This is a genomic window from Neptunomonas sp. (assembly GCF_041601355.1).
Taxonomy (GTDB): Bacteria; Pseudomonadota; Gammaproteobacteria; order Pseudomonadales; family Balneatricaceae; genus Neptunomonas.
In genome coordinates, this window is the sequence record NZ_JBFIIH010000070.1 from 1 (window position 1) to 21,168 (window position 21,168).

Here is a 21,168-nt window from a genome sequence, read left to right on the forward strand (position 1 = left end):
ACGATGCTTAAGAATTGCTGACGCTGCTCCAGTAGCATCTCATCATCATCCAGCATAATTTCGGACAGGGCGCGAATCGATGTCAGCGGCGTGCGCAACTCATGGGTGACCGATGACATGAAATCATCTTTAAGGCTGTCCAGACTTTTCAATTTCTCGTTGGCTGCGCGCAACTCGTCTGTGGCTTTTTCCAGTGACCGTGACTTTTCTTCCAGCGCCTGAGAATACGCACGCAACTGGGAAGTTTCCTCTAAAATACGTAGGACATCATCCATGTCCAGTTGCTCCTCCTCGACCACCGACGCGACCAACACTCGTGCCGAAGAGGTACCGACAGCCCCGGTCAGCTGTGTTTCAACAAACTGTACCAACCGCGCATCAGCTGGAATCGTGTCAATCGAGTCCGCATCCACCTGTTGCGCATAATCGTTAAATAACTGCTCTGTCCGCTCGACGCCCAAAAATCGACCGGTCAAACGCTGTAAATCCGGCACTTTCGCGCTACCCTGCCAAAACACCGGATGCGTGGCGGTAGTGCGTTCAAATACGTCGACAAATAATAAGGCCTGGCTAATCTCCCGCGCATCCGGACGGCTCCAGACAGAGACCAGCAGATAAACCATGATATTGACAAACAAACTCCAGAATAGGGAATGTGTCAGGTTATCCAATCCGGTCAAGCCGAGAAACTGCTCCGGCTTTAACCAAACGATTCCCCAGGGGCCGTCAGTCATAAAACCCGTATCCAGCCAACCTGATTTGGCCAATGAAGGCAGCATCAGTGTATACGCCCAAAACCCAAAACCCAGCAGCAAACCCCATAATGCCCCCTGTCGGGTACCACCTTTCCAGTACATACCACCCAACATGGACGGTGCAAACTGAGCAATGGCTGCAAAGCTAATCAAACCAATACTGACCAGCGCATAGGCATCACCTGCGATATGAAAATACAAATACCCCAGCAGAAGAATGCCGAGTATCGCCACCCTGCGTATTCCTAACAATAAGCCGGTCAGATCACCTCCTGAACGACCGCTAAAGCGTCGCGTCTGCAATAACAGCGGCATCACCAGATCATTAGACACCATGGTAGACACCGCAATCGCCTCAACGATGACCATGCCCGTAGCAGCTGACAAACCACCGATAAACGCCAGTAGTGCCAGCGCATGCTGCCCTTCTGCTAATGGCAGGGATATCACAAATAGCTCAGGATCAACCGGTGTATCACCAAAATAGAGCAGCCCTGCGAGAGCGATGGGTAATACAAACAGGTTTATCAAAAATAAGTACAGCGGAAACACCCAGGCTGCCCGCCGCAAATGCTGCTCGTCAACATTCTCCACCACCATGACCTGGAACTGACGTGGCAGAAAAATCACCGAAATCATCGCCAGTACGATCAGCGAAAACCAACGCGAGTAGGCGAAGCCCCCTCCCTGATCAAATTGCAGTAAGACCTTTAAATCATCATTCGCAAGCGATTGTGCGAAAATATCCCCGACTCCTGAATACAAGCCATAAGTCACAAACAGGCCAATCGCCAAAAACGCCAGTAATTTGATGACCGACTCAAACGCAATCGCCGCTACCATGCCTTCATGGCGTTCAGAGTTATCCAAATGACGTGTACCGAAAACAATCGTAAAACCGGCCAGCATCAGTGCAATATACAGCGTACTGTCCTGCCACCAGAGGTTGTAGCTGGTATCTACGATTGTTGAACCGACCGGTGCGGTCAGCACCGCGTAACCACTGGCGATGGCTTTTAATTGCAGGGCGATATAAGGCACGATACCAATCACAGTGATCAGCGTGACCAAGCTGGCCAGCAGACGACTCTTGCCGTAGCGGCTGGCAATAAAATCAGCAATAGAAGTAATACGATAGGTTTTGGCAATGCGGATCATTTTACGCACCACCAACCATGCCAGAGTCATCGCCAGCATCGGTCCCAGATAAATCGGCAGGAACCAAACACCCGAATTAGCGGCCCGTCCAACGCTGCCAAAGTAAGTCCATGCCGTACAATAAACAGCCATCGACAACGCATATACCCAAGGGCTGGCGATGATTGAACGCCCGTCAGCCGCCCGTTTATCGCCCAGCCAAGCCACTGCAAATAATAAAAGCAGATAAGCAAACGACGCGGTGATGACTAGCCAACCTGATATCATGCTGACCTCATTGTCCGTTACTTTCCAGCATCCAGGCCAGGGCTATAATCAGCCCCCCCCAGATCAGGAACAAACCGGCAGGAAATACAGGCAGGCCAAACACTGTCGCTTCATGATCCCACAGCAACAGCAGTGGAAAGTTCAACAATGCCGAGCCAAGTATGAATAATACGGTTAGCCGCTCAGATGTTCTGGCCTTTAGCATGAATAAACCTCCCCTTGTTTCCTTACACAAAAAAATGAGGGACTAAGCAGCATGACAATTACTTTCAATCGATAAAGTCAGCTACAGAAAAGCATCAGTTAACGGCTCCCTAAGTGATAATGCAGCTCCAGATGTTTCTTAAACCCTTTCACGATATGAAAAGCATCACGCAATAAATCCCTTTCCATTTTATTCATAGATTGTAAATCCAGAGTATTAGGCGTTAGGTCTACGCCCAACTCCTGTTCTTCTGCACGCTTAATCTGCTGTCGCAGTCTCAGCTGAATAAATAAGCCAAGCGCTTCTGCCAGATCTTTAGCGTGCTTGTCCTGCATAGCCCCCGCATCAACCAACGCTTCTATACGCTGAAATGTATTCGTCACTACAATTTTATGCTCAAGCGCCATCGTTCGCACACCATGAACAATCGGAAAAATCCCGCCTTTTTTTATATCTAACTGACCCCGCTCCTTTAAATTCCCAAAGAAGGTCAGCGGCGTATTAAATTCCAGCGCAACTTTTGCAAAGTTAGAATAAAACATATCATTATTTTTCAGCGACTTAAAAAACCAAATTCTGGCCGCTTTAAATAACGCCGGGTTACCGGCAACAGGCTTGGCATCAACAGCAATAGCCAAATTCATCTGATCTTGCTCAACCCAGCTAGAGGACCAGAGTGACAATTTCTGCGTCCAACTGCTTAAAGAGTTAACCCACTCCGGATTAGACACCATAATATTTCCCGGACAAGGAGGGTAACCGAAGCCCATCAACTCCTCAGAGAAACGATTCATAACTTCCTGCATCTCAGCCCAGACAAGCCCGTCACGATAAATAATAGCGTTATCCTGATCGGTCTTCATTATCTGCTCGCCACGCCCTTCTGATCCCATCACGATCAAACAAACATGTGGCTGCATATCATTGGGCACCATGATATCGAATAGTTTTTCCATAATACGGCTATTCATTGCCGACACGAGATCCATAGCAAATCTTGCTTTTACTCCTTGTGAGACAAGCGATTTAATCAGATCATTAAGTCCCTTTGCCGCCGTATGCAGTTCTTCCAGCGTTCTTGCCCTCTCAATACGCAAACCAATAACATGGGAATGACTTGAAAAGAAACTCAATACATCGGTCAGATCTACGATACCCACTAGCTCATTTTCACGCATCACCACAACACGCTCAATTTGTTGCTGCGTCATAATAATCAATGCATTAAAAAGATAATCATCCGGATGGACACTAATCAAACGATAGGAAGCTATCTCTGCTACCGGCGCATGTATTGAAGTTTCATTCATCACGACAGCATTCAAAATGTCGGTACCAGTAACCATTCCGTAACGATTACCTTTTTTAACTAATACACTATCAACCTTACTATCACGCATCCTGACTGTTGCTTCTTTTATGCTGGTTGACTCCTCAACAATCAAAGGGGCGCTCATCACGCCTTCACCAACTTGCGCCAGCATAAACTCAGCCATATCCTGAGTTGGCCCATGCTGCTCTACAATCTCAGTCTTAGCGGCAAGATTTTGCCGGAAATAATCTCCAAACTGAGAGTTACCATCCACCAGTTCCAGTACCACTTTAGTCGGGATAATATGACAAATGGTTTCTTCATCAGCGATAAAGTTATGTATTGCTTTACCCTTCAGCGCTGACCAGCCACCGAAATAATCTTCATCTGCATAGTGAACAAAAACATGCTTTTGACGACTATTATCATCATGCACTTCGCTTTCTGAAACCTTCCCCTTTAAAACAACATAAACACCCTTAGGCACTGAGCCGGCTTGCATTATCACTTCATCTTTCTGGTAATACGCAATCTCCAGTGATTGACTCAACAAAGCCTGCTCTTTTTCATTCAGCAAACCAAAAGGCAAGTTATTCATATTAAAAGATGGAGGCATATCTATTCTCCCGTACGCAACAAAAAAGGGCGCATCAACCTTCGCTGATACGCCCTACAGAACATTAAGGTTTAACTCAATATTTTAGTGGTCGTGAGCTTCACCAGCACCACGCGGAATACGTAGATCTTCAACAATTCTCTGCATCTCTTCAGATGGAGCAGGAGTCATAGAAGCAACCACGATTGCAACGACAAAGTGAAGTACCATACCGATTGCACCGAATCCGCCCGGGCTAACACCCATGAAGTAATCAGCGCTATCACCGCCAGCGAACACGAAGTACCACATGTAGCCTACGGTAGCCACTAAACCGGTTAACATACCAGCGATTGCACCCTGGGTGTTCATACGCTTGTAGAAGATACCCAGCATCAGTGTCGGGAATACCGAAGCACTCGCAATACCAAATGCCAATGCAACTACCTGCGCCACAAACCCTGGAGGATTAATACCGAAGTAACCTGCAATACAGATGGCCACAATTGCTGCCAGACGCGCATACATCAACTCCTGTTTATCAGTGATATTCGGATTGATAACTGTTTTCATCAAGTCATGCGAAATAGCGGTAGAGATTACCAACAACAGACCCGCTGCTGTCGATAGTGCCGCAGCAACCGCACCGGCTGCCACCAAAGCAATTACCCAAGCAGGAAGCTGAGCGATCTCCGGGTTTGCCAACACCATGATGTCACGATCGACATATACTTCGTTAGCAAAGGGTTGTTTAGACGCATCAAACTCTTCACCAACCAAAGCATTCGTAGCCAAACGCTCACCATTCACGCCACGGTTATCGTTCGCATCGTATTCTGGCTTACCTTTACCTTCATAAGCGTTACCAGCCGCATACTGAATTTTGCCGTCACCGTTACGGTCATTCCAACCGATCAGACCAGCATTTTCCCAGTTTGCAAACCAAGTAGGCATTGCAGCGTACTCAACACCGGCATTATCCGGACCATTCAGCGTCTGAATCAGATTTACACGACCAAAACCAGCAACACCTGGAATAGCAGTATAAAGCAGAGCGATGAAGATCAGCGCGTAACCCGCAGAAGTACGTGCATCTTTAACGCGAGGAACCGTGAAGAAACGTACAATTACGTGAGGAAGACCCGCAGTACCACACATCAGAGCGACTGTCAGACAGAAGATATCAAAGGTGGACTTTGTACCCGCCGTATACTGAGCGAAACCAAGATCCAAAGACAACTGATCCAGTGTAGCCAGAACTGACATACCTGAATCAAGAGTCGCACCTAAACCGATCTGAGGAAGGATATGACCTGTTACCTGTGCAGACAGGAAGAATGAAGGTACAGTGAAGGCGAGAATCAGTACGCAGTACTGAGCTACCTGAGTATAAGTAATACCTTTCATACCACCCAGTACAGCGTAGAAGAATACAATCGCCATACCCAGAATAACACCGGTATTAATGTCTACATGCAGGTAACGGGAGAATACGATACCTACACCACGCATCTGACCTGCCACATATGTGAAGGAGATTACGATGGTACACACAACGCCAATAATACGAGCCGTATCAGACTCATAACGGTCACCTACGAAATCCGGCACTGTAAACTTACCAAATTTACGCAGATACGGAGCCAGCAACATGGCCAGCAACACATAACCACCGGTCCAACCCATCAGGTAGGCAGAACCATCACGACCAATGAAGGAGATCAGACCCGCCAGGGAGATAAAGGAAGCCGCAGACATCCAATCGGCGGCAGTTGCCATACCGTTTGCAATCGGATGAACACCACCACCAGCTACGTAAAACTCTTTTGTTGAACCCGCACGAGCCCAAACAGCAATACCTATATACAGGAGGAATGAACCACCAATAAACAGGTACGATAACATATCAACACTCATATAAACGCCGCCCTATTTTAAGTTATTATTATTCGTGTACATCATATTTTTCATCGAGCTTGTTCATGCTGGCTACATAAGCCCAGATCAAGACGACAAAGACGAAAATTGAACCCTGCTGGCCAAACCAGAATCCTAATGGAAAGCCAAAGAATTGAATTGCGTCCAGCTCATCGACAAACAGAATGCCAGCGCCGTAGGACACTACGAACCAGATGGCAAGGTAAAACATTATTATGCGCAAATTTTCGCCCCAATAGGCTTTTGCACTCTCACTACTGATTGACATGGCACTATCCTTAAATTTTTGTTATCGGAATAAGTGAAAGAAGTAGACTTAGCAAATTTATCAGAGTGTCACCGCAAACAAATCCCCGACTTTAGTCGGCCAACATTGTTGACACTAAGCACTAACAACGCTGCAGCCTTTATAATTAGCCGGCTGCAGAGCACACAAGAAAACCCCTTAACATACAACAGGCTATACAAAGGTATAAGCCATGTATTAGGATCTGAGCAGGATTAGGGTACACTTACGTTTAAACATTTAAAGCCAAAGGTATGTCGACATGCTGTCAGGTTGGTCCATAATTCTCATTTCACTCCTGTACCTCGGCCTACTCTTTAGTATTGCCTACTATGGAGACAAAACTAACAACGGCAAATCTTATGTCACCAATCCCATTATTTATTCGTTATCTTTGGCTGTTTATTGCTCGTCATGGACCTTTTATGGCTCGGTTGGGCGTGCAGCCAACTCTGGCTGGGAGTTTCTGGCGACCTACCTGGGACCTATTATAGTTTTTACTCTTGCCTGGCGGGTCATTGAGAAAATGATGCTCATCAGTAAACAACAAAATATCACCACCATTTCGGATTTCATCTCTTCCCGTTACGGAAAAAGCCAGGCACTCGCCGTTTTAGTTACTATCATCGCTATTCTGGGCACCATTCCGTATATTGCACTACAGCTAAAAGCAGTCGCTATTAGTTATAATGCGCTATCGCCCGGGGCTATCGGGGAGCTAAGTAAGGGAAGCGATACTGCTTTATTCGTTGCCATTCTAATGGCTATTTTCTCCATTCTTTTTGGTACACGCCACATTGATGTCACAGAACACCATGAGGGCATAGTGCTGGCTGTCGCTTTTGAATCCATTATTAAATTGACGGCTTTTATTGCGGTTGGCATCTATATTTCACTGCATATTTTTGATGGTGCATTCGATACCATTTATAACATCAGTCAGACGATTCAATCCGAAAATAAATATCAAGAATATCTGAGTGGCAGTTTTTTGACGGAAATAATTCTGGCCAGCTGCGCTGTTCTTTGCCTACCCCGACAATTCCATGTAACCATCGTTGAAAGCACCAATATTAAAAACTTGCGTACCGCACGCTGGCTGTTTCCCTTATACATGCTTTTACTCAGCGTATTTGTTTTGCCTATCGCGACTGCCGGCAATATATTTTTCCAGGGAGAAAACATTGATGCCGACACCTTTGTACTGATGCTACCGCTGGAACTGGGCAACAAGGAACTCGCTACTTTTGCATTTATCGGAGGATTATCAGCGGCGACCAGCATGGTTATTGTTGCCAGCATCACACTATCAACGATGGTATGTAACGACATCATCATGCCGCTACTCTTCAGGATCCCAAGACTCAGGCTATCTCACAGTAATGATCTTGGTGCGCTGTTTTTGAAAGTCAGGCGACTGACCATCATTGCCTTGCTTATCTCTGCTTATTTTTACTATCGCATTTTAGGTCATCAAGGCCCGCTATCGTCATTCGGTTTATTGGCCTTTGTTGCCGTAGCTCAGTTTATGCCGGCCATTATGGGAGGGATTTTCTGGAAAAAAGGCTCTCGTCAGGGAGCACTAACCGGCATGACTGCAGGTCTGTTACTATGGATCTACACCCTGGTTATCCCGACGATGATTAACGCTAATATCATCCCCTCTGCATTTCTTCAGAATGGCTTATTTGACTACCCGCTACTGACGCCTACCGCGCTCTTTGGCATCAACAATTTTGATCCACTGACTCACGGGGTATTATGGAGCTTACTAACCAATGCCACGCTTTACATCCTGGTCTCTATTTACACCTCTCAGCGGCTTACTGACCGCATTCAAGCCAGCGCTTTTGTTGATGTATACAACAAGGACCTGACCATACCCTCACGCCAGCATAGCAGCGTGACTGTAGGCGACCTGCAGATGCTAACCGAACGTTTCCTCGGACTAAGCCGCACCCAGCACGCGTTTACCGGCTACGCACTGCAACGCAACGAAGAGCCTCTTCCCGCAGGAGAAAAATCCACTCCCGAGCTCAACAACTTTACAGAACGACTCCTGGCCGGGGTTATTGGCGCCTCTTCAGCCAGGATTGTGCTCGCCTCAACTCTGCGTGGACAAGACATGCACATTGGCGATGTTGTCTCTATCGTAGACGAAGCATCACAATCGCTACGCTTTAATCGCTCACTACTACAATCAACCATTGAAAATATCGGCCTTGGCATCAGCGTTATAGACCAACAGCTTCGCCTCGTCGCCTGGAACCGCCCTTATTTAAAGATGTTTAACTATCCAGAGGGTTTAATATGCGTCGGCCGCTCAATTGAAGAAATTTTTCGCTACAACGCTCTTAAAGGTGAATACGGTCCCGGCAATATTGAAGAGCAGGTCAGCAGGCGGCTGGAAAGCATCAAATCAGGCCAGCCACACAAGTATGAACGCTATCGTCCTGACGGAACCGTAATGGAGGTACGAGACAACCCAACACCTAATGGTGGCTACGTTAATACCTATATGGATATTACCGAGCACAAACGGGTCGAAGAAGCGTTACGCGAAAGTGAACAAAACATCAGAATCTACACTGATAATGTGCCGGTACTGATTGCCTATCTGGATACGGAACGCCGCTACCTCTTCGTCAACAAAGCCTATGCAGAAGCATTTGGCATGGAACGGGATATGATGATCGGCATGCCTGCTCATAAGGTTTTACCTGCTGACGAATACACCAAGCGAAAAGATTTCATTCAGGAAGCACTCAACGGTAAACGACAAAAATTTGAAACCTACCTACCCTCTCAAAGTGACGCCAAACGCTTTGCTGAAGTCACTTATATTCCGCATATTGGCGAATATGGCGATATACTGGGGTACTTCACCCTTTACCAGGATATTACCGAACGTCGCCAGGCCGAGATTGCACTACAAATAACCAACGAAACGCTTGAGCAACGCGTCAAAGAACGCACCCACGCCCTTTCCGTGGTGAACAAAGAGCTTCGCAAAGAAAACACAATACGCGCCCTCATGGAGGACGAACTGCGCCAGGCGAAGAGCGATGCAGAAGCGGCCAACCTCGGCAAAACCCGCTTTTTAGCGGCAGCCAGCCATGATTTACTCCAGCCACTGAATGCCGCACGCCTATTTACATCCGCGCTGGCCCAGCAAAGCCATTACACACCCAGCACCACTCAACTGGTAGATAATTTAGACGGCTCCCTCAAGGCCGCAGAAGAACTGATAACCACCCTTCTGGACATCTCCAAACTGGACGCCGGTGCACTGCAACCAGCCATCACACACTTCTCGCTAAACTCGCTTTTCAGCAACCTCAGTGCCGAATTTACCGCACTGACGCAAGAGAAATCACTGTCCTTCCATTACGTTCATTGCCACCAGGTTATTGTTTCAGACCAGAAACTACTGAGACGAATTCTACAGAACTTCCTTTCAAATGCCGTTCGCTATACACAAAATGGCAAGATACTACTGGGATGTCGACGCGATAATCAAAAATTACGTATTGAAGTATGGGATACCGGAGTGGGCATACCACAAGAAAAGCTTCGGGAAGTCTTTGAAGAGTTCAAGCGAATCAACAACCCTAAACACTCCAAAGTTCAGGGTCTGGGCTTAGGGCTAGCCATCACTGACCGCATTGCTAAAATGCTCAAACATAAAATCAATGTTCGCTCATGGCCAGGGCGTGGAACAGTATTCAGCATTACCGTGCCTCTGGGAGATCCTGCAAAAGAGGTACAATCAAAACCGGAGCAACGTGGCTGGATCAGAAGCAAATCATTAAATGGAACAACAGCGCTGATCGTAGATAATGAACCTAAAATTCTTGAAGGAATGTCAGCGCTATTACAAGGATGGGGCTGCCAGACCTGCACAGCCGTTTCCATTGAAACAGCTACCGCTCTGTATCTGAATGAAGATTCAGCACCGCCGGATATCGTATTAGTGGATTACCATCTTAATGAGTCAGATACCGGCATCATGGCCCTGGCTGCACTTTATGAAGCCTGGAATACCAAGGTGCCGGCACTGGTTATCACCGCGGATAGAACCGATGAAGTAAAAAAAGAAATAGCCGATTTTGGTGCTCAATTACTCACCAAACCAATAAAACCGGCAGCACTGCGCGCCATGATTAACAAATTAACGTCAGCCAACAGACTGACATAAATGACGCTCATAAAAAAGCACCCGCAGAGGGTGCTATTAATCTAGTCTGTTTTAAGAAGCTTATTTAAAAAAGGCTTACGCCATATCCGTACGCGGCGGATCGACACTCAAGCGCTGCGCTGCAATAACCGCCTGAGTCCGGCTATGGACGCGTAACTTGCGCAGAATAGCGGTTACATGCGCTTTAATGGTCGCTTCAGAAACATTCAACTCGTAAGCAATCTGCTTATTCAGCAACCCCTCGGTAAGCATAGTCAGTACTCTGAATTGCTGCGGCGTTAACGAAACCAATGCTGCTGCAAACTTACGCTCTTCTTCACTGACATCAACCGTTCCGTTCTCGGTAATGTCGCGCGGCAACCATTCTTCACCTTTTAAAACAGCAACAATAGCCTCAGAAATAGTTTCAAGCGGCGCAGATTTCGGAATAAAACCGGAAGCACCGTAATCCATCGCGCGCCTTAAAACACTCACCTCTTCACTTCCTGAAACCACCACCACAGGCATGCCCGGGTTTTGTCCACGCAAAAATACCAATCCAGTAAAGCCATGCGTTCCCGGCATATGCAGATCAAGCAACACCAAATCAGCATCGCTATGCTGTACAACAGCTTCCTGCACGGCAGCCAACGAATCGGCCTCTACAATTTCAACACCCTCGATCGCCTGCGTAACCGCCTGGCGTAATGCTGCACGAAATAATGGATGATCGTCTGCAATAATGATTTTACTGGCTAGCTGCATGCTTTATCCTCCGGACGCTGTGACGCCCTACTACATTATTCATTCTTCGATACTTACTGATATTACCACCTATAAATGCAAAACTCCCCCTCCAGATCAACTGGAGAGGGAGTTTTCTTACATTAAGCGTAATACAAACTACTTTTTACGGTTCATGCGGTGTTCAATCAGGTCATCAACAACACTAGGGTCTGATAACGTAGACGTGTCACCCAAAGCATCAAAATCATCTTCTGCAATTTTACGCAAAATACGACGCATGATTTTACCTGAACGAGTTTTCGGCATACCAGGTGAGAACTGAATCAGATCCGGAGAAGCAATCGGACCGATCTCTTTACGAACATGCAGTCGCAGCTCTTTCATCAACTCGTCTGATTGCTCATAGCCTGACTGAAGCGTCACGTACACATAAATTCCCTGACCTTTCAGCTCATGCGGATAACCAACAACCGCCGCCTCTGCAACAGCAGGGTGAGCTACCAACGCGGACTCAACCTCAGCAGTACCCATACGGTGACCAGATACGTTGATAACATCATCGACACGACCAGTGATCCAATAGTAACCATCTTCATCACGACGCGCGCCATCACCTGTGGTGTAATAACCTTTGTAGGTTGTGAAGTAGGTCTGGGTAAAGCGCTCATGATCACCCCAGATAGAGCGACTCTGGCCAGGCCATGAATCTTTAATAACCAGATTCCCTTCAACCGCGCCTTCAAGCTCATTCCCATCTGCATCCAACAGTGCAGGCTGCACACCAAAGAATGGACGAGAAGCAGAGCCCGGCTTCAGTGCTGTAGCACCCGGCAGAGGCAGAATCATCATACCGCCCGTTTCAGTCTGCCACCAGGTATCAACAATCGGGCAACGACCCTGCCCAACAATACGGTGGTACCAATTCCATGCTTCCGGGTTAATTGGCTCACCAACCGACCCCAGGATACGCAGGCTCGACAGATCAGAATCACCCAACACATCTTCACCCTGTTGCATCAAAGAGCGGATAGCCGTTGGAGCTGTGTATAGCTGATTAACTTTGTGCTTTTCAATAACGCGACCAAAACGGCTGTTATCAGGGTAATTAGGCACACCTTCAAACATTACTGAGGTTCCACCGTTTGCTAACGGCCCGTAAACAATATAGCTGTGACCTGTTACCCAGCCAACATCTGCTGTACACCAGTAGATATCGCCGTCTTTGTAGTCAAAGGCAAGTTGGTGCGTCATGGCTGCATATACCATGTAACCACCGGTCGTATGCTCCAGACCTTTAGGCGCGCCGGTAGAACCTGATGTATAAAGAATAAACATCGGTGCTTCAGCTTCCATCTCTTCCGGGGCACATTCTGTAGACGCTGCAGCGACTAAACCTTCATACCAAACGTCAACTTTTTCGTTCCAGGCAACATCCTGGTCAACACGTTTAACAACAATGACACTTTCAACGAGTGCCGCTGCTGCAGGATGCGTTAATGCTTTATCAACATTTGCTTTTAGCGGAACAACCTTACCACCACGCAAAGAGTAGTTAGATGTAACAACCACTTTCGATTGAGAACCTTCAATACGTGCCGCCAGCGCTTCTGGAGAGAAACCACCAAAAACGATAGAGTGAACAGCACCAATTCGCGTACAAGCCAGCATAGCGACTGCCGCTTCAGAAATCATCGGCAAATATAAGGTAACTACATCGCCTTTTTTAACACCCTGTCCTTTCAGGACATTGGCAAAACGGCAAACCCGCTCGTGCAATTGACGATAAGTAATACTTTCAGATTCGCTAGGATCGTCGCCTTCCCAGATAATGGCGACTTGATCACCGCGAGTCTCCAGATGACGATCTAAACAGTTATATGATGCATTCAGGGTGCCATCTTCAAACCAGCGGATAGAAACATTATGCGGATCAAAAGTGGTGTTCTTTACTTTAGTGTACGGCTTGAACCAATCAAGACGCTTCCCTTCTTCGCCCCAGAATGTATCAGGATCATTGATAGACTGCTCATACATTGCTTCATATTTTGCATTATCAATATGTGCCTGCGCCGCCACTTCCGGACTGACTGGATATACCTTTTCGCTCATGCTGATGCCCTTAGCTTGCTTGTTTTAATTATATATCCGACTACTTACCCATTTATTATAATCTTCTAAGGGATCGACATACGGATTTAGAGTCTAGATTTATACCCAACCGGAGCCTCAACTCTGAATTAGACATTGGTCTATTCAGACTTATTCAATAGTCTAACTAAAAACTAACTCTTTGATATTTAACATATTATTTAAACAACTATCCATTGATCACTTTGCCAGCAACTTATCCAGATCCAAACCAGACTCTCGAATCTTGGCCAGTTTATAACGTAATGTCCTGGGACTAATCGCTAATCGCTCCGACGCCTCTTTCCGACTACCACCAGCGGCTTTCAATGCATCAATTATTAACTGGAACTCATGCTGACGCAGATCATTGCCTAATTTCCCGGCATCATCGACTTCCTGTTCTTGCGTGTCGGCTATCGTCTGTAACGGATTTTGCAAGGAACTATTTAAAGAGCTATTTAAAGAGCTATCTAAAGTGCTACCTAACGAGCTATTTAAGGAGCCCTGCAAAGGAATAGCCCCACACATCATATGAAGATCAGCCGGCATGATGGTATTCCCCTGCTGCAGTATCAGTGCCCGTTGAATCACATTGTCCAACTCGCGCACATTGCCCGGCCATTCATGCTGAGATAAAGCCGTCTCTGCCGGCGCGCTGAAACGTGCGACTGAACGCTTCATTTTCAAACAATGCTTTTCTAACAACCCCTTAGCAAGCGGTACAATGTCAGCTCTGCGAGCCCGAAGCGGCTGCCACTGTAACGGAAACACATTCAACCGATAATAGAGATCTTCCCTGAACTTGCCTTCAGCCACAGCACTCTCCAGTTGGCGATTAGTAGTCGCTAGCACGCGAACATCCAACTTAATAACACTCCTGCCACCAACCCGCTCGACCTCTTGCTCCTGTAGCACCCTGAGCAATTTAGCTTGCAGACCAAGATCCATCTCGGTAATTTCATCTAATAACAGCGTGCCGCCATTGGCTTGTTCAAACTTTCCCGCCTGGCTGGCAACAGCACCGGTAAAAGCGCCTTTTTCATGGCCGAATAACATCGCTTCGAGCATATTTTCAGGGATTGCCGCACAATTAATAGCAATAAATGACTTGTCGGCGCGCGGCGACTGATCGTGAATATAACGCGCCAGCACCTCTTTTCCTGTACCAGACTCACCGGTAATCAACACGGTAGACGCTGTTTCAGCAACACGTCTCGCCAACTGTAGTAACTGTACACTGCTGGCATCTACCGCCACCGGTTGAGCCGAGTTGGCAGACACGCCGCACGCGTACTCTTTAATCGTGTTAATAAACAGATCCGGCTCAAACGGCTTCAGCAAATAATCCACGGCGCCGTTACGAATAGCATCCACGGCCTTATCCACCTGGCCAAAAGCCGTCATCAGTAAAACGGGCGTTCCCGGCAAATGCTGTCGGATATAATCCAGTAAGGCATGCCCGCACATACCAGGCATATTGACATCAGAGACCACCATATCAACGCTTGTCTGTTTTAAGCGCACAATAGCCGATTCGCCATCCTCAGCTTCAATGGCGTCAATCCCGGCCAGCTCAAGGGTATCAACCAAGGCCTCCCTCAGGTCAAAATCATCCTCAACCACCAGTACCGTTAACGACATCATTCCCTTCCTGTTTCTATTTATGGTTTTTGAATATACGGTAGGCAAAACTGAGCCAAGGTGCCGCTTCCTGGTTTTGAGACGAGCGTGAATTGCCCATGATGCGCCTTGGCTACCACCTGAGCGACCGCCAGTCCGAGACCCGTGCCATGCGACTTGGTCGTGAAAAAAGGCTCGAGCGCACTGGCAACCGTTTCAGCATCCATACCCGGCCCCCTGTCTGCCACGCACAATATAATATTTGCTGCGTCCACATGTGCCTCTATCAGTAAAGGATGGTTATTACCTGCGGCCTGTAACGCATTGTTTACCAGATTCAGAATAGCACCGATTAAGATTTCCTGATTGCATTGCAGCCGATAACCCGGCGCATTGTTCAACAGCTCGCAATCGGCATCGTATTGCGCCAGAGGAACATCCAGCACGTCATCGATGGATTGAAATAACTGCTCAGTAGAGATTTGATCTTCGAGTTTTGTTTCACCCCGGGCGAACAGCAACATGTCTCTGACCTGATGCTCCAGATGCAACAAACGGGATTTCACTTTGAGTGCAAATTTAACGCGTTGTTTATCGGTAATCGTGTCTGCGCCCAAATGGCTGGAATAAAGCAGCGCCGCTGATAACGGCGTTCTTATCTGATGCGCCAACGACGCCATCATCCGCCCCATTTCAGAGAGTCTTTGGTATTGCGACAAACGCGACTGCAGCAATCGGGTTCCGGTCTGATCCGTCAGCAAAACCAGTTGCCCCGGTTCATCCAGCATGGCCCGCGTCAGAATACTGACACGCCGGCCATCTTTTAATGAGATCTCGTGTCCATCATCATTTTTCGGCGCAAAACTACGCTGGATCACCTGCATCCAGAGCTCACCCAGCAACGGCTCACCGAGTAGGTCTTCGGCTGCCGGATTACAGTCGGATACGTGCCCCTGATTATCAATCAAAATCACCCCGGCGGGTAGCAGGTCAAGCAGTTGACGCATCCTTACGGCCAACAGGTCACCATGCGCCATTTCGCGATCTCTGCCCCGCTTGATTCTCTCTAACTCATGGCGTGTTTGCGCCAACTCATGTTTGAGGCGCTCAATCTCAGCCGCGGAGGCTGTATCGTAAGATTGCTTATCAGTCATGAATCTGACAACCGTTGGATTCCATATTTACGCATTTTCTCTACCAGTGTGGTGCGGCGAATCATTAACATCGCCGCCGCACGCGCCACAACAAAGCCGGTTTTATCCAGCGCATCACTAATCAACGCCTTTTCGATCGATTCCAGATACTGCTTAAGATCGATGCCTTCATCAGGAAGCGCTATAGCTTGCTCCTGACTTTTAAAAGCAGAAAAAACTTCCTGCTGGCCGGAGGCACCGGCAGTCATCATGCAGTCCTGTTCGCTGCCACTCTCCAGCTGAAACGTGTTTTGCGATTGATAGCGGGTGGGTTCAGGCTCAGAAATATGCCGACATTTCGCCGGAAGTTCCGAAACACCCACCACCCCATCAGGATGCATAATAGCCAGACGTTCGATGAGATTTGATAGCTCTCGCACATTCCCAGGCCAGGGATGACGTTGCAACGATTCCAGCGCCGATGCATGGAAGCGCAAACGCCCCAGCCCTTGTTTCTCCGCCCTTTGTGCCAATGTCTGTAACAACATCACCACATCGGCTTTTCTCTCACGTAAAGGCGGCGTTTCAATAGGATAAACGTTGAGCCGGTAATACAGATCCTCCCGAAAGGTGCCGTTGAGAATCATCTCTTCCAGATCTTTATGCGTCGCGGCAATAATACGTACATTAACGTCAATGGTTTTACTACCGCCGACACGTTCAAAGCAGCGCTCCTGCAAGACCCGCAGTAGCTTTACCTGCATCGCTAATGGCATATCGCCAATTTCATCGAGAAACAAGGTGCCACCATCCGCCATCTCAAAACGTCCGGCGCGGGCGTTGATAGCCCCGGTGAATGCGCCTTTTTCATGACCGAACAACTCACTTTCGAGTAACTCCGGCGCAATAGCACCACAGTTTACCGGCACAAACGGCCCTTGCGCCCTTTTTGAATAATCATGCAGGCTTCTGGCGATCAGTTCTTTACCCGTGCCTGACTCCCCGGTGATCATCACATTCACATCGCGGTCGACCACCCGCATCATGGTTCTTTTCAAACTATTCATCGGCTGACTTTGTCCGATAAGCTGAGGAAACAATGGCTTTTCAGACAGCCCGGAGCGCTTCACACCCCGCACAACCTGTGCTTCGTGTAACAGGTCGGTTAAGACATGTTCCGTCAATGGTCCATCCAGCACGCGCAATAGCTGCACCTTAGAACGCTCACTCAACTGTTCAACATCATCCCAGGCTTCCAATAAACATAACGATATCTGTGCATCTTCCTGGCGAAATGAGGTGATGAGTTTCTCAAGTGAAACCGGCAACAAGCAGCGACCAATAAAAGCAACATTGAGATCATCACGTACATGATTATTCTGAAACCACTCAACAAAGGTCATTACCTGATGGGCAACACCAAGAAAACTGAAAATAGAACTGACAGAATGCCGGCGCTGATCATCGTCATCAACCAGCAAAACATTCATTTGAGAGGGAGCGTTCATAAACCACAATAGCCATGTCATTTTTTTGACAGTTTAGCAGAAGAAAGCGGTTTAACAAGAAATCCGCCGGATTAATCGTTATTGGCCAGGCTCCTGCGATAAGCCACTGCCAAATAGTTGGCGGGCAGTTGAAATTGCCTGCCATAACAAGCGCATAAAAAAAGCGCTTTGATGTTTCCATCAAAGCGCTCAAACCAACATTACCAAACTTACCTATATGTTATGCAGCAGGCACTTGCATCCCATTCCAGCCCGACTTTATCTGTAGCATCAGAGTCATAACTTCCTGCACTTTCGCTGCATCATTAGTACGGTTGGCCTGCAATAGGGTGCGGATCATGTAGTCATACAAGGCATCCAGATTTGTCGCTATCTCACCGCCCTTTTCATGATTCAAAAAGTCTTTTAAACCCAAAATAATATCGTTGGCTTTGTTAAGTTGTTGAGTGCGAGCACTGATCTCTTTACGCTCAATCGCCCCCATCGCTTTAGCCATCGCTGTTAATGCGCCATCCACCAGCATAGAGATTAACTCTTTAGGCGAAGCCGTTTCTACAGCAGATCGCAGGTCTACGTTTTTATACTGCTTCAGGGCATTCAAATTGACACTCATTTTTTCTCACTCCAACACGTAACTATTATAAGTTTGCTATAAAACGATTGTGGTAAAACCATGTGGTAAAACAATAAAAGCCCCGCAAACCAACGGAACATAATAAAACCACACGCTACATAAAATTTAACTTGTTGCCGTAAACGGTAAAATATCAACCAACCCGGATATCGAATCACCGGTCGTCTGAAAACTGGAAATAATACGTTCCATTGCCAGATACTGCTGCGTTAAGCGATCAGAATACACTGTCATTTTACGATCAAGACTCGTCTGATCATCATCAATACCATCAAGCTGGCTATTGATACTGTCTTCACGGGTTTGAATCACACCGGTACTCGACAAAAAGCTATCGAATAATGATGAGAGCTCTCCGGCAAACCCCTTTGAATAGGTAAAGCTGAAATCCCCGGCAGGTGCTCCCTCTCTTACCGTAAAATTCAGGCCATATGGGTCAGTATCAATTTTCGCTAATAACACATTGCCAGATCCGAAAGCCGCATCGCCATTAATGGTTCCGCTCGCATCCGATCCATTCGTTGCAACAGATGCGGTCGACAAACCCGTGGATGTGCCAAATTCTGCACCTGCGGTTGCCATCGATACATTTGAGGTACTTCCAAATTCACGCGAGGCAAGTTTAAATTCACCACCGGGTTCGATGACGACATCAACGAAGGCTTTTGCCTCTTTCAGCGTCGCATCATTGTTAATCAGCGATTGCATCTCTGTACGCAAATCATCCGCTGTAGCAAAACTGCCGGATAAAGTCAGCTCCCCTGAAGTAACCCCGTCTACTTTCACTGAGAAAGTATAATCGCCACCAGGTGAGGCGGTATCCAAGGGTAAAACAGGAATCTCGCCTATCACAGTGCCTTTACTTGGCGCTGTCGTAATCGATCCGCTATAAGTACCTGCGACTGTTTTCGTGGCATAACTACCAAGGCTGACATCAACATAACCGCTAGTAGACGAGGTTTGTGGTGCAAACATCGATGCAACCTCGTCAAAGTTATCAGCCATGGCCGCTGTAAATTCTGAATCAACAATTTCCAGTGTGCCATCTAACTGGGTACGAATGCCTATGTTAGTCAGCGCATTAAACTCACTCACACCGGGAACAGAGGAAGTAATAATGCTCCGAATACTGCTCAACAGTGCTTTAGCCGAGCCATCTGTGGCCAAATCACCACGCGAGGTCTCGTTAGTTTCAGCGTCTGTGGCGGTGCCGGTCAGCGACTTAGCGGTTTCATAAAACGTGTTATAGGCCTCGACAAATCCACGAATAGCGTCTTCAGCGGTATCTTTTTCTTCTGTAATGGCAAAAGTAAATTTATCACCCGGGCTGGCTTTATTAATCGTAAACTCCAGCCCCTGAATAACATCTTTTATTTCGTTACTTTCACGAAAAACGGTTAAGCCGTTCACCTTCAGTTCTGCATTATTAGCCTGCTGAGTCTCTGTGACATTAGCATGCAGGGTTTCATTAAATGCGAACATATTACTCAGGCCGGTATCGTCGGCAGAAATGCGCAGTGCGTTATCTTCACCTGAAGGTGCAGAGATCATTAACTGGTAGTTACCATCGACTAATAAGACCGATGCCTGTACATCTGAATCAGCGTCATTTATTTTATCCGCGATATCCTGCAGTGAATCATCGGTTGTTATATCCAGCGTTAGCGAGGTTTGGGCTTCATTCTCAGCAAAGGAGAGCGGGTTGTCATTATCAACACCGTCATAGGTCCATGTACCCAGGCTGATCGTGAGTGCACCTGACACACTCAAACTGGCATTTTTATCGTCAACCGCCGTGTTCACTGCCAATGCCTGAGACTGTGCAACCTCAATCACTTCTATTTGATAGGAGCCCGTTTGCGCATCAGCATCCAGGGCGGCGGGTGTTATCACATCGGTTTCAGGAAAGGAGACTGAGCGGGCATTAAAGGTATCGTTATCGGATAGAGGTTCGAGCATGGCCTGAAATTCAGCAAGGCTGCTTTTTAACGTGCCATAGGCTGAAATTTGCGCATCAAGCGTCTCTTTTTTAGAATCCAGACGCGTCTGCTGAGGCGCTTTTTGCACCTCAACCAACTGCTTTACCAGTGCAGTGGTATCGATACCTGAACCACCACCCAGTGCGGAAACGAAATTGGTATCCATAACCTACTCCTTGATACTATTCAGGCGTTTTCGTTTAATATTAAGCCCAGCATCCCGTCGATATGCTTAGCGAGCTTTAGGGTTTGTTCCGACGGGAACTGACGAATCACTTCGTTGGTTTCAGTATCCATCACCTTGACCACCATATCATCGGTATCTTTATCGATACTGAAGTTAAGATTATGCTGGCCCTTGCCCATAAACTCATTCATTTTATCTAATACGTTCTGCACTTCTTCAGCACTCATTTTCTGAGATGCCTGCACTGACTCAGATTGTGACGTTTGCGTATTAACACTGCTTGCCTGGCTGGTCGACTGGGCACTGCTTGTTTGCTGCGTTGCCGTTTGTTGGCTGGTAGCGGTTTGCATACTTGCAGCAACATTACCGGCATTCATTGATTCAACTGACATCTTAACCTCCTGAGCCAGATTTTACGCCAGCCCTGTAATAAAAACTCCTAAACCGATCTTTAAATCTATCCCTTAAACCGGCCCTTAAATCTGTCCCTGAAATAAAGAATCCCCCACCAGCGGTGGTGAGGGATTTTAATTGGCT

Annotated in this window: 14 protein-coding genes; 1 reads left to right on the forward strand and 13 read right to left on the reverse strand. The window is 47.3% G+C overall.

What is annotated here, in order from left to right:
• From ABY436_RS11925 to ABY436_RS11945, 5 genes are all read right to left on the reverse strand, one after another.
• Window positions 1-2,180: histidine kinase dimerization/phospho-acceptor domain-containing protein (locus ABY436_RS11925; protein WP_372739193.1), on the reverse strand; the 2,180-nt coding region annotated here is incomplete at its 3' end.
• A gap of 7 nt (window positions 2,181-2,187) precedes the next feature.
• A complete protein-coding gene (locus ABY436_RS11930; RefSeq protein WP_372739194.1) occupies window positions 2,188-2,385 on the reverse strand; it encodes a hypothetical protein in 198 nt (65 codons plus the stop codon).
• Window positions 2,386-2,483: 98 nt separating this feature from the next.
• Window positions 2,484-4,313 (reverse strand): DUF294 nucleotidyltransferase-like domain-containing protein, encoded by a 1,830-nt coding sequence (locus tag ABY436_RS11935; protein ID WP_372739195.1) that lies wholly within the window; start codon window positions 4,311-4,313, stop codon window positions 2,484-2,486.
• Window positions 4,314-4,397: 84 nt separating this feature from the next.
• Window positions 4,398-6,209 carry a sodium:solute symporter family protein gene (locus ABY436_RS11940; RefSeq protein WP_372739196.1) on the reverse strand — a complete coding sequence of 604 codons (1,812 nt, stop codon included), beginning with the start codon at window positions 6,207-6,209 and terminating at the stop codon, window positions 4,398-4,400.
• Window positions 6,210-6,237: 28 nt separating this feature from the next.
• Window positions 6,238-6,498: a DUF4212 domain-containing protein gene (locus ABY436_RS11945; protein WP_372739197.1), complete on the reverse strand. Its 261-nt coding sequence runs from the start codon at window positions 6,496-6,498 to the stop codon at window positions 6,238-6,240.
• A gap of 280 nt (window positions 6,499-6,778) precedes the next feature.
• Here ABY436_RS11945 and ABY436_RS11950 point away from each other — a divergent pair, with 280 nt between their 5' ends.
• Window positions 6,779-10,714 carry a NahK/ErcS family hybrid sensor histidine kinase/response regulator gene (locus tag ABY436_RS11950; RefSeq protein ID WP_372739198.1) on the forward strand — a complete coding sequence of 1,312 codons (3,936 nt, stop codon included), beginning with the start codon at window positions 6,779-6,781 and terminating at the stop codon, window positions 10,712-10,714.
• Between the two features lie 75 nt (window positions 10,715-10,789).
• Here ABY436_RS11950 and ABY436_RS11955 read toward each other — a convergent pair whose 3' ends face one another.
• From ABY436_RS11955 to ABY436_RS11990, 8 genes are all read right to left on the reverse strand, one after another.
• Window positions 10,790-11,458: a response regulator transcription factor gene (locus ABY436_RS11955; protein ID WP_090724765.1), complete on the reverse strand. Its 669-nt coding sequence runs from the start codon at window positions 11,456-11,458 to the stop codon at window positions 10,790-10,792.
• A 138-nt stretch (window positions 11,459-11,596) separates the two neighbouring features.
• Window positions 11,597-13,555 (reverse strand): acetate--CoA ligase, encoded by a 1,959-nt coding sequence (gene acs / locus ABY436_RS11960; RefSeq protein WP_372739204.1) that lies wholly within the window; start codon window positions 13,553-13,555, stop codon window positions 11,597-11,599.
• Window positions 13,556-13,768: 213 nt separating this feature from the next.
• Entirely contained in the window at window positions 13,769-15,211 is a 1,443-nt protein-coding gene (locus tag ABY436_RS11965; protein ID WP_372739205.1) for a sigma-54-dependent transcriptional regulator, read from the reverse strand.
• Between the two features lie 20 nt (window positions 15,212-15,231).
• The gene (locus ABY436_RS11970; RefSeq protein ID WP_372739199.1) at window positions 15,232-16,344 is read right to left on the reverse strand and encodes a PAS domain-containing sensor histidine kinase; all 1,113 of its coding nucleotides are present in this window, start codon (window positions 16,342-16,344) and stop codon (window positions 15,232-15,234) included.
• Window positions 16,341-17,831, reverse strand: coding sequence for a sigma-54 dependent transcriptional regulator (locus ABY436_RS11975; RefSeq protein WP_372739200.1), 1,491 nt, complete (start codon window positions 17,829-17,831; stop codon window positions 16,341-16,343). The genes ABY436_RS11970 and ABY436_RS11975 overlap by 4 nt, the downstream gene beginning before the upstream one ends.
• A 220-nt stretch (window positions 17,832-18,051) precedes the next feature.
• Window positions 18,052-18,444, reverse strand: coding sequence for a flagellar export chaperone FliS (gene fliS, locus ABY436_RS11980; protein WP_372739201.1), 393 nt, complete (start codon window positions 18,442-18,444; stop codon window positions 18,052-18,054).
• A gap of 126 nt (window positions 18,445-18,570) precedes the next feature.
• Window positions 18,571-20,610: a flagellar filament capping protein FliD gene (fliD, locus tag ABY436_RS11985; protein ID WP_372739202.1), complete on the reverse strand. Its 2,040-nt coding sequence runs from the start codon at window positions 20,608-20,610 to the stop codon at window positions 18,571-18,573.
• 20 nt (window positions 20,611-20,630) lie between these two features.
• Window positions 20,631-21,023 (reverse strand): flagellar protein FlaG, encoded by a 393-nt coding sequence (locus ABY436_RS11990; protein ID WP_372739203.1) that lies wholly within the window; start codon window positions 21,021-21,023, stop codon window positions 20,631-20,633.
• Window positions 21,024-21,168: the final 145 nt, after the last annotated feature.